At 65.3% G+C, this 9,836-nt stretch carries 8 protein-coding genes; all 8 read right to left on the reverse strand.

Annotated features, from left to right (window positions below; all coding sequences use genetic code 11):
• Positions 1–207 precede the first annotated feature (207 nt).
• Positions 208–2,880 carry an HAD-IC family P-type ATPase gene (locus JW929_14815; GenBank protein MBN1440675.1) on the reverse strand — a complete coding sequence of 891 codons (2,673 nt, stop codon included), beginning with the start codon at positions 2,878–2,880 and terminating at the stop codon, positions 208–210.
• A gap of 55 nt (positions 2,881–2,935) precedes the next feature.
• Positions 2,936–3,469, reverse strand: coding sequence for a hypothetical protein (locus tag JW929_14820; protein ID MBN1440676.1), 534 nt, complete (start codon positions 3,467–3,469; stop codon positions 2,936–2,938).
• Between the two features lie 66 nt (positions 3,470–3,535).
• Positions 3,536–3,739: a hypothetical protein gene (locus JW929_14825; protein MBN1440677.1), complete on the reverse strand. Its 204-nt coding sequence runs from the start codon at positions 3,737–3,739 to the stop codon at positions 3,536–3,538.
• Between the two features lie 161 nt (positions 3,740–3,900).
• Positions 3,901–4,410, reverse strand: a complete 510-nt coding sequence (locus JW929_14830) for a flavodoxin domain-containing protein (protein MBN1440678.1) — start codon at positions 4,408–4,410, stop codon at positions 3,901–3,903.
• A 121-nt stretch (positions 4,411–4,531) separates the two neighbouring features.
• Positions 4,532–6,064: a hypothetical protein gene (locus JW929_14835; protein ID MBN1440679.1), complete on the reverse strand. Its 1,533-nt coding sequence runs from the start codon at positions 6,062–6,064 to the stop codon at positions 4,532–4,534.
• 181 nt (positions 6,065–6,245) lie between these two features.
• Positions 6,246–7,049, reverse strand: a complete 804-nt coding sequence (locus JW929_14840) for a CPBP family intramembrane metalloprotease (protein ID MBN1440680.1) — start codon at positions 7,047–7,049, stop codon at positions 6,246–6,248.
• A gap of 122 nt (positions 7,050–7,171) precedes the next feature.
• On the reverse strand, positions 7,172–8,134 hold the full coding sequence (locus JW929_14845; protein MBN1440681.1) for a GNAT family N-acetyltransferase: 963 nt from the start codon (positions 8,132–8,134) through the stop codon (positions 7,172–7,174).
• A 342-nt stretch (positions 8,135–8,476) separates the two neighbouring features.
• Positions 8,477–9,601, reverse strand: a complete 1,125-nt coding sequence (locus tag JW929_14850; protein ID MBN1440682.1) for a hypothetical protein — start codon at positions 9,599–9,601, stop codon at positions 8,477–8,479.
• Positions 9,602–9,836 lie beyond the last annotated feature (235 nt).

A 9,836-nucleotide genomic window follows, 5' to 3' on the forward strand; every position in this document is an offset into this window, starting at 1 on the left:
CGAACTGCGCTTAACGGGGGAGGTCTGGGCAGGGAATCCTCCCCCGAGAAGCGGTCTGTGCTTCGCGGGGAAGGGTCAGGGAGGGGGAGGATTGGGGGGGGTATCTCTCCTCGTTTGGCGAACTGCGCTTAACGGGGGAGGTCTGATCGGGGAATCCTTCCCCGAGAAGCGAACTGTGCTTCTCGGGGAAGGGTCAGGGAGGGGGGCTCACGCGGCGGAACGCCCAAACCGCCTCCGCAATCCCTTTTCCACCTCGACCACGGCATACGCCGCCAAGCTGACTCCGATCACATCCAGCCAGAGATAGCCCGGGATACCCGCGCTGCCGAACAGCCTCTGCATGAACGGCAAATAGGTGAATCCGACCTGGATCGCGGCCATCAGCAGCGCGCCGCCCAGCACCCAGGGATTCGAGAGCAGGCCGAGTTGGAACACCGAACGCTTCAGCGAGCGCGCGTTGAACAGGTACAGCGTCTCGACGAAGACAATCACGTTCACCGCCACCGTGCGCGCTTCCGCCTCCGACGCCCCGCGCAAGATCTCGTACTCGAACAAGCCGAAGGCACCCGCCAGCATCAACAGGCTCACCAGCAGAATCCGCCCGACCAGCACCCCGTCGAGGATCGGCGCCTTGGGGTCGCGCGGGGGGCGCCGCATGATGTCGCGCTCCTTCGGTTCGAGCGCCAGAGTCATTCCGAGCACGGCGGTGGTGACCATGTTGATCCACAGAATCTGGATCGGCAGGATCGGCAATGCGCCGCCGAGGAGAATGGCGGCCAGGAGGATCATCCCCTCCCCGAGGTTGGTCGGCAGGGTCCAGGCGATGAACTTGGTCAGGTTGTCGAACACGCCTCGGCCTTCCTCCACCGCGGCCTCGATCGAGGCGAAGTTGTCGTCGGTGAGGATCATGTCGGCCGCCTCTTTGGCCACGTCGGTGCCGGTGATCCCCATCGCCACGCCGATGTCGGATTGCTTGAGGGCCGGCGCGTCGTTGACCCCGTCGCCGGTCATCGCCACCACATGACCGCGGGATTGCAGCGCCTCCACCAGGCGCAGCTTCTGCTCGGGCGCGACCCGGGCGAATACGCTGGTATTCCCCGCGCGTTCGATCAGCTCCGCGTCGGAGAGTTCCGCCAGCTTTGCGCCGGTCAGCACGTCGCCGCAATCGGCGGAGCACAGGCCGATCTGCGATCCGACCGCCGCGGCGGTGAGGGCGTGGTCGCCGGTGATCATCTTGACCGCGATCCCCGCCCGCTTGCATGCCGCCACCGCGTCCACCGCCTCCGGGCGCGGCGGATCGATCATCCCCTGCAAACCGAGCAAGGTGAGGCCGCGGATATCCTCGTGCGAGAGGGCGTCGCGCCCGGGGAGGTCTTTCCGGGCGAACGCCAGAACCCGCAATCCGTCGGCCGCCATGCGGTCGGCTTCGGCGCGGAAACGGTCGGTCCCGCATTCCTCCAGCGAGCCGCCGGGCGCAAGCGCCCCCGCGCAGCGCTCGAGCAGGCGCTCGGCCGCGCCCTTGACGTAGACCGCGCCGCCTTCGTGCAGGGTCGCCATATACTGGTGTTGTGAATCGAAAGGGATCAGGTCCAGCCGCAGCGGATGGGCTTGCGGATCGAGCTCCAAGGCGGCCTTGCCGGCCGCGGCCAGGAGCGCGCCCTCGGTCGGATCGCCGCGCACGGTCCAGCTTCCGCCTTCCTGCTCCAGGCGGCTGTCGTTGCAGAGCAGTCCGGCCAGGAGGGTCTCCCGCGCGGCATGATCGGATTCCCAACCGCCGCGGATGCCCCCTTGGGGGGCGTACCCCGCGCCCTCGACGGCGTATGCGCCGCCCAGGGTGGCGATCTCCTTAACCGTCATCTGGTTCTGGGTCAGAGTCCCGGTCTTGTCGGAACAGATGACGGTCGTCGATCCGAGCGTCTCCACAGCCGGGAGGTTGCGGATGATTGCCCGGCGCCGGGCCATACGGGAGACGCCGATCGCCAGGGTGACGGTCACCGCCGCCGGCAGACCCTCGGGGATCGCCCCGACCGCCAGCGCGACCGCCGCCATCAGGGTCTCGACGGCGGCTTGGCCGCGCGCCAAGCCGATCGCAAAGGTCGCCCCGGCCAGGCACAGGATCGCCGCCAAGAGGATGCGGCTAAACCGCTCCAGCTTGCGGGTCAACGGAGTCTGCAGTTCCGCCGCGGAGGAGATCAGCTGCGAGATGCGGCCGATTTCCGTGGCGTCGCCGATCGCCGCCACGACGCCGCGGCCCGTTCCGTAGGTCACCAAGGTCGAGGCGTAGGCCATCGTCGCGCGTTCGGCCAGCACCGCCTCCGGCATACAGGCAGCCGCGGCATCCTTCTCCACCGCCACCGATTCGCCGGTGAGCGCGGCTTCGGCGATCTGCAGGTCGCGGGCGGCCAGAAGCCGCAGGTCGGCCGGAACCCGCGCCCCCGCCTGGAGGACGACGATATCCCCCGGCACCAGTTCCTCCGCCGGCACGCGCACCGCCTTCCCGCTGCGGACGACATCCGCCTCGGCGGTCATCGCCCGGGCCAGCGCGGCGATCGATTCCTCCGCCCGCGCCTCCTGCACGTACCCGATGACCGCGTTTACCAACACCACGCCGAAGATCACCCCGGCGTCGAGCGGATCCTTGAATGCGGCGGTTACCGCGCTCGCCACCACCAGGATCAGCACCAGCGGATTGTTGAATTGGAGCAGGAATTTAACGAGCGGGCTTTTTCCCTTGCGCGGGGTAAGCCGGTTCGGCCCCATCCGCTCCCGCCGCCGCCGGACCTCAAACAGGTCCAATCCGCGCTCGCGGTCCGCGTCCAGGATCTCAAGCACTTCGTCGACGGGGAGATGGTGCCAATGGCGTTCGAGAAGGTCTTTCATGGGTCAGCCTCCCGGAAGATTCCGCGGCGGGAAGGTGATCTCCGCCCGGAATCCGTCAGATTGGACACACGCTGTTGTTCAACCGCATATCCAGCGCGGCGGCGTAACGGTAGACGGCTTCCTCCGTCAGGGAGGATTCTCCGCCGACCCGGGCCCGGATGCTCGCCATCGCGTAACAGCGCTGGAAGGCAAAAACGATCTCGGCACCGCCGCCGCTCCGATCCTGCCGCCCGCCCACGACCGCATAGCCGATCTCCGGCGGATCATACTCCGCATAGCCTTTCCGCGATTCGGGGGCGGTGAAGGCCGCGTAGGCCTTCAGGAGTTCTTTCTTATCGGAAAACAGAATCACATCCGCCTCCAGGACGGCGTCGCCGGCCGGGCCGGCAACCCTCAGATTTGCCCATTGCAGGTATTCCCAATCCTTTTCCTCGTTAACGGCCCGAACATCGACCGGGCCGGCGGATGGCGGAAAATCATCCACCGAGTACGCCAGAGCCTGCAGATCGACCGATTCAAAACCCGGATTGCGGCAGGCGGCCATCACGGCCGCGACGATCAAAACCGGGGCCCATATCCGACGGCGCATGGCATCCTCCAGCAGCGGTATCGACATTGCCCCTCGAAAAGGAGTATCGGTTCCAGCGCACCGGGCTTACACGCGCTTTTCAGCCACCAGCCGGGCGAAATGCTCGAACGACCGGTCGTAGGTCCGCTCGGCGTCCTTCGGGAAGCAGCACCCGGGCAATTCCCGACTCTCGAGGTGGTATCTCAGGCATTCGCAGCACATCCCCTTGCGGCTGCAAGAGGGGTAGGAGCAGTTGCAGTGTTGGAGGTTCTTGGCTTGCTTGCACTCCATCGAATTCTCCTCCAGGCCGACGCCGCGGGCACCGCGCCGATCGGCGGGAAACTTTTCCGGCGGGCGCAAGGTCCGGTCCGGCACTGCGGCGGCGCATCCGGTCTGCGGCCCGGCGCCCGGAGGGCTGTAAACGGGCTCGCCGGCGGACAACCGCGGGAAATTTATATTCCCGCCACGGCCTCCGCCAGCTCGACCGTGCGCTTACCGAGACTGCGGCAGGCTTCCAGGCTGCGCGCATCCGGCGCCCCGATGGCGACGGCGCCGAAGTGGAACTCCGCCGGATTGCCCTGGACGATCATGCCGTGCACCAGCATCATCTGCAGCAGCGAGAGGACCGTCGTTTCGCATCCGCCGCCCAGCCCGGCGCACGAGGCGAAGGCGCCGCCGACCTTGCCGTTCAACTTCCCGTGGACGCCGTAGGTCTTATCGAAAAACGCCTTCGTTCCGCCCGCCGCGACGCCGTACGAGGTGTAGGAACCGGCGATGATGCCGGCCGCGTTGAGCAGATCCTGCGGCTCGGCTTCGTCGATGGAAAGCAGCCGGGCCTCCGATCCCGCGCCGCGCACGCCTTCGGCGACGGCTTCCGCCATCCGCCGGACATGTCCGGTGCGGGATTCGTAGACGACGAGGATGTGACCCATGATCACGACCGCCTTTCCCTTTTTTCCCATCCCATCCACCCTCCCCTTCCCCTCCCGCCTTCCCGTGTGACGGGAAGGCGGGAGGGGAAACACCGATCCGAAAACGGCAACCGGTTTCGCGCGAGGATGGACGGCATTGGTCCGGCGTTTCCTATGCGTTTCCCGACAAATCGGCCAGCTTGTCCAGCGCCGGCCGGACCGCGGGGAACAACGGTTTATAAACTTCTTCGAACATGCGGGAATAGAAATCCCGCCGCGCCGGATCGGGCTCGTCCGGATCGGGCAGGACGCGCGTCATCGCCCGCGCGGCCTGGGGGATTGCGGCGTACCAGCCCGCGGCCGCGGCGGCGAGGATTCCGGCCCCCAACGCGGCGGCTTCCCCCGCGGCCGCACGGAACACGGGTTTGCCGGTGACGTCGGCCAGGATCCGCCGCCACAGGCCGCTTTGCGCCCCGCCGCCGATCGCAATGAACCGCCTGACCGTCCGGCCCAGCGCCATCTCGACGCCCTCCGTCCCCAACCGTTGCTCGAACGCCGTCCCCTCGAGGATCGTGCGGTAAAGATGGGCAAGCGTGTGATGGCCGCGCCAGCCGGCGACGATCCCGCTCGCGGCCGGGTCCCAATACGGCCCGAGGACGCTGTTCCAATAGGGCACCGCCACCAACCCGTCGCTCCCGGCCGGTATTTCGCCGGCGGCCTGCTCGTAGAATTCCCGCCGGGCGGCCGGATCTTCGCCCGGCCGCCCGTCCATCTTCTCCAGAAACCAGGCGACGGTGTAGGCGCCGCCGAGCAGGACGGTCTCCAGCAGGAAGGTTTCCGGAACGCCGCCGCACATCGTCCGGAAGGCGGGGTTGATCACGCACGCCTCGCTGTAGGTCCCCGAAATCATCGAGGTGCCGAGTGAAAGATAGGCGTCTCCGGGCGAGGTGATTCCCACCCCCAAGCCGCACGCCTGTCCGTCGCCGATCCCCGCCGCGACGGGCAGGCCCGCCGGAAGGCCCCATTCCTCCGCGGCCGAGGCGAGCACGTTTCCCACGACGGTCCCCGGCGGGAACAGCTCAGGGAGTTGATCCTTCCGGACGCCGATCCGTTCCAGCATCTCCTCCGCCCAGCGGTTTTGATGGAGGTCGAACATCCCGGTCGGGTCGGCGCTGCCCCATCCGGCGCAGGCGCGGCCCGTCAGCCGCCGCACCAGGTAACTGTGAACATCCAGGTATTGCTTGGTTTCGGCGAAGATTTGCGGCCGGTGGAGTTTCAGCCAGGCGATCTTGGCAACCGTCAGGTTCACCGAAAGGCGTTTGCCGGTCAGAGCGTGGAAGCCGAAAGGCGCCAAAGCCTTTTCCAGATCCGGCAGCAGATCGCGCGCGCGCTCGTCGAGCCAGAGGATCCCTTCGGCCAGCGGCCGGCCCTGCGCGTCGAGCGGGACGAACGTCTCGCGCTGGTGGGCGATGCACAAGGCCTTCAAGCGGCCGGACTCCACGCCGGCCACCGCCCGGCGGACAGCCTCGGCCGCCGCGGTCCACCAGGCTTCGGCCGGCTGCTCATACCAGCCGGGCTGTGGACAGAGCATCGGAAGCGGGCTGACTGCTTGGGCGACGGCGTTGCCGTCGCAATCCCACGCCACCGCCTTGCAGGCGGTGGTGCTGGAGTCGATTCCAAGGACGAGGGGCGAAGAATCCGGCATGGGTAATCTTCCGGGAAGATGGATGGAGCATCATTTGCCGCGGGCTCGAACGGCGCGAGTCATTTTACCCGAAATAAAACCGGGGGAGAAAACCGCGCCGGCGGATCTTCGCAGCCCACCGCTTCACGTAATCGCATCCGGTATGCGGATCCGGGAATTCCCAGCCGGCAAGCGCGCGCCGTCAAGAAGGCGATCGTTCCGCGTCGGGTTTTTTGGCGGACCGGAATCGGGCGAGCTCCACACAGGCGATGGCCGCCAGCAATATGGCCGGCGCGAATTGCGAACTCATTCCGATCAAAGGGTAGTCCGACAAGCCGTGCACCAATCCGTTCAAGAGGATGTTCTCGGACCGGATATACAGGAAGGCGTACCCAAGCCCAGGCAGAAACACGATCACCAGGCTGAGCAGGAGCGTGGCCGGATCCAGCTCTCCGGCGAGGAGCCATATGATTCGTACCGGGAGATGCCACAGGGAAAAGAAGGCGCTGACGGCCAGGACCGCCGCCGCCGTCCGTTGACGGTCGGTTCCCCGCGTGGCATGCCGCCGAAACGCGTTCTGGAAATAGCCGCGGAACAGCACTTCCTCCCCCAAGCCGACGAAAAACCAGGTGCTGATGATTTTCGCCCCGATCTGCACGGCCGGAGTGTTCCGCAAAGCGGCGAATTCCTCCGGCAGCCGGATCATCCCCGTCACCTGAATTACGACCACAAAGAACAGCCAGCCGGCCAACGAGCAGGCCAGCGCTTCCCCAATTCGGCGGAGGTTGAAGGGCGGAACAATCCGTTCGTGTTTCAATCCCCACCAAGCCTGCAGGAAAAATACGGCGTAGAGGCCGAGCTGCAGAAAATACAGCGGAAGACCCTCCACCCGGGAAAACCGGACGATCGCCCAAAACACCAGCGTCAAGAAGACGGTCAAAGCCATATTGATCGCCAGTATGTTTTTCCCCCGCCCCGTTTCCGTCGGTGCAGCATTCGATTGCATGGAGTCATTCCTAAAAAAAGAGGATGTTCTGCCGGCTGCGCGCGGCTCCGCCGCCCGGCAAACGTCATGGCGGGAGCCTTCGCCGTCCGATGAATTTCTGGAATGCAGGCGGCAGTCGAAAATCATTTCCCTCGTTCCGCGTCCGCCCGGCTGCGCGTCTCCGGAGGCCGGTCGGATTCGCCGCCGTCCCCTCCGCCGGGCGTGGAAGATCCGCCGCCCCGGTCCGGCTTCGCGTATCCGAGAACCCGATTTGCCTCGCGGAAGCCGATCGACTCATAGAGATTCCTGGCCGGGACGTTCGAGATACCGGTGGAGATGCATACGCGGTTCATCCCCCGCGCCTGCATGCGGCGCATTCCTTCCCACAGCACCGCGCGTGTCAATCCGCGCCGGCGGTGCGCCGGACGTGCGCCCACCGGGCCGAAATTCCCGATCCGGTTGACCGGATCGATCCAGCCGTTGGCGTAGGCGGCGATCGTTCCGTCCGGCGCCACGGCGATTACGTCGAGCTCCCGGTCGTAGCCGTCCATCCGCATCAGCCGCGCATAATCTTCCCCGCCGATCCGCCCGACCGGCCACGGCGACCATACCTCGCGCTGGACGTCCGCGCGAAGGGAAGCCTCGCCCGAGTCCGCAACCGCGCGGATCCGGTATCCTTCGGGGATCCGGGATTTTGGAATCCCATCCGCCAGAGAACGCTTCAGAACGAATTCGTCGAATTCTTCGCGCCGTACAAACCCGTTCTCCTCAAGGAACCTACTGCGGCGCTCGTCATCCCGCCACGCGCCGGAAAACAGCGGGCCGCCCCACCGCCCCGGTTCGCTCCGGCGCAGGTCGGCCAGGCGCCCCTCCGCCCAGGCCAGCGCCTCCGCTTCCAGGCCGGCTCCCTCCCAATCCGGAGCGGCCTGGCATTGAAAGGACGGATCCTCTCCGAGGATGGCATAAGCCGCCAGGGCGCCCCCGCCGTCCTGCCAAAGCCGGAGGTGAACCCGCGGATCGAGGTGGCACGCCACCATGAAATAATCCCACATCAGCCCGCCGACGTGCGCACGGCGTCCATCGCCGGCGCGCGCGCAGGCCGCCATAAGCAAATCCCTCATGGAGCGCCAATCGCGGTCCGTCTCAAACATGCGGGAAGCCGGACCCGCTCCGGCGTTCCCGGCAGAGGGGTAAAAGTCCTCCATGGCGGGGAATCTTACTACGGCCCGTACCGCCGTGGCGGCTTGTTCGGAATAATCCGCCGAACTCCTTCGAAGATCTCAGGCCATACACCAAGATGAAGGACATGCCGCGGCTTGCCGTTTTCGATGGGTTCCCATGCAACGGGCTTTGGATGAAGGACGGCGGGAGGAGAAAAAAATCCGTGGCTGGTCCGATCCCATCCCGAAGGGAAATCCCGGTCCTTTCCATCCCCGCCCCCAACCTCATCACCCCTTCCACGACATCGTCTCCATGGTAATGACGTCCGGATTGTTCATCAGAGCGGTGAAATTCAGGTTGCTGATGATCGACCAGTGGCTGTCCGGGTAGCTGTGCCAGGAAACCCAGTATGCCGCCCGCGGGTAATCCTTCCGAATCCGGCGGATGAGCTCCATCATGTCGAGCGTCCCGGCCGCGGCCAACGGACCGTCGAGCTTCGCGCCGTACTCGCCCAACCCGAAGGGTTTGAGCGGGGAGCCGATCTCGGCGAATAGCGCATAGTGTTTCACCGTCAGCTTGTCGTCGTAGGCCGTCGGGGCGACGATATCGACGTATTCATCGCCCGGATACGACCGGATGTCCGGAATTTCGGCGGAGGGCGAGTAGACCCATAACAAATTGTGCAGATCCTTTTCGCGGGTGAAGTACTCGAACATGTCGAGGTAAACCTTCCGGTAGCCTTCGGGGTCGCTGCCCCACCAAAACCAAAAGCCGTTCATCTCCTGCATCGGCCGCCAGAGGACGACCACCCCCGCGTCTTGCAGTTCGGCCAGCGCCGCCGCGATCCGGTCCAGCTTCCTGCGCCATTCGGCCTGCACGGTCTTCGACGGATCCAGCAAATCCGCAAGCTTCGCGTGCGAAAGATCGTCCGGCGAGCCGGGGCCGTTCCACAGCTCCCGGTAGCGGCCCATATCCGCTTCGGCGGAGACCCACGGGTTGACGGGGGAAAAGTTGACCGTCACCAGCCCGCCCTTTTTCCAATGCCCGATGAGCACGCGGTTGGCGGAGGAAAGCTCTTCGGGCGTGAAGACTTTCATGTACTCATAGTCCACCCCGACCAGACCGACCCACTTTCCCGTCTGTTCGTGAAGCGCGACGACGAGGTTTTCATAGCCGTTTTCCTCCCGCTCCGGGGCGATCTCGTTGCCGTGGTAGCAGTTCTGCCCCGCGATCGCCCGCCCGCCGTCTGTCGTGGACAGGCCGCCGAGGTATTCCAGGATCCGCCGGGCGTTCTCGGTCGAATCCGGGTCGGCGGGAACGGAGTCGATTGCCTCCGCTTTCGGTTTACTGGGAGATGCCGCAATTTCTGCCGTGGAGAGCGATTCCGGTTGAGCAAAACGGTTTCTTAACACGATTATCCCCAAAACAATCAATGTTCCGAATACCACAACGGCGAGTATTTTTTCATATTCATCCTTCCAATGTTTTTCCGATGATTCATCTACGTTCGGGAGAACCGTTTCTTCTCCGTCCCTCCGGGTATTCCGTTGAAAAAATTTTAATCGAGTAGGGAGCGGTGACTGGCCGCTCCCTCTCACACCACCGGACATGCGGGTCCGCATCCGGCGGTTCGCAAAAGAGAACACG

Source organism: Anaerolineales bacterium (assembly GCA_016928575.1).
In the GTDB taxonomy this organism is placed as follows: domain Bacteria; phylum Chloroflexota; class Anaerolineae; order Anaerolineales; family RBG-16-64-43; genus JAFGKK01.